This window comes from Mycobacterium sp. 852002-30065_SCH5024008, assembly GCF_001665645.1.
Lineage (GTDB): Bacteria > Actinomycetota > Actinomycetes > Mycobacteriales > Mycobacteriaceae > Mycobacterium > Mycobacterium paraffinicum.
In genome coordinates, this window is sequence record NZ_LZSZ01000019.1 from 1 (window position 1) to 1,253 (window position 1,253).

1 protein-coding gene is annotated in these 1,253 nt (G+C 67.6%); it reads left to right on the forward strand.

The features are described 5' to 3' along the window. Positions 1 to 2: 2 nt before the first annotated feature. Positions 3 to 1,253: a PPE family protein gene (locus A5781_RS02215; RefSeq protein ID WP_067200521.1), complete on the forward strand. Its 1,251-nt coding sequence runs from the start codon at positions 3 to 5 to the stop codon at positions 1,251 to 1,253.

Below are 1,253 nucleotides of genomic sequence, written 5' to 3' on the forward strand. Positions count from 1 at the left end.
AGGTGTTTGACTTCGGGGCGTTACCGCCGGAGGTTAATTCCGGTCGGATGTATGCGGGTCCGGGTTCGGGGCCGTTGATGGCTGCGGCGGCGGCGTGGGATGAGATTGCTGCTGAGGTGGCTGCGGCGGCTAGTGGGTATAGCTCGGTGGTTTCGGAGTTGACGGCGGGGCCGTGGGTGGGTCCGGCGGCGTCGTCGATGGTGTCGGCGGTGGTGCCGTATGTGAGTTGGTTGGGTGCGGTGGCGGGGTTGGCCGAGGACACGGCCAGTCAGGGTCGGGCGGCGGCGGCGGCTTTTGAGGCGGCGTTTGCGATGACGGTGCCCCCGCCGGTGATTGCGGCCAATCGGGTGTTGTTGGCGACGTTGATCGCGACGAATTTCTTTGGGCAGAACACGCCGGCGATTATGGCGACCGAGGCTCAGTACATGGAGATGTGGGCCCAAGACGCGGCGGCGATGTATGGGTATGCGGCGGCCTCGGCGACGGCCTCGGAGTTGGCGCCGTTTGATGCCCCGCCGAATACCACTACTCCCGATGGGGTGGCCGATCAGGCGTTGGCGGTGACTCAGGCCGCCCAGGAGCCGGCGGGCAACACCGCCCAAACGGTGGCCTCGAGCACCCCGCAATTGGCGAGCACGCAATTAGTTAGCACCGCGGCGCCCCAGGTGACCGCGACGTCGTCGCAACCCGGGCCATTTACCTGGCTGACGAGTGCGATTCAGAACTTCTCGCAGAGTGGGTTGCCCACCCCGACGAACAATTACCTCGGGCTGAACCCCACGTTGTACACGGTGATCCTCAAGCAGACCTCGGGTCTTGCCTATTTCTCGAACGGTATACCGGCGTTTTGGTCGCAGCTTGCCCAGCAGTTGGTGTCGGGTCCTGGTGGTACCACGGCCGGTGCCGGTGGTGCGTGGTTCCCGACGCCGCAGTTCGCCCAGTTGGGCCTGGGCAACCTGGGCAGTCTCAGCAGCAACGTCGTCTCGGCCGGTGCCGGGCAGGCCACCCAAGTCGGGGCGTTGTCGGTGCCCCAGCAGTGGGCCACGCTGACCTCGGCGGTCAGCCCGGCCAACGCCGCCGAGGCCGAGGCCCTTCCCGTCCAGACCGCCGGGGCCGCCAGCCCGCCGGGCAACGCCCTGCTACGCGGCATGCCCACCGGCGTCATGGGCCGACGCGCCGGCGCCGCCGCGGGCTACTCCCACAAATACGGCTTCCGCTACAGCGTCCTCACCCGCCCACCATCAGCCGGATAG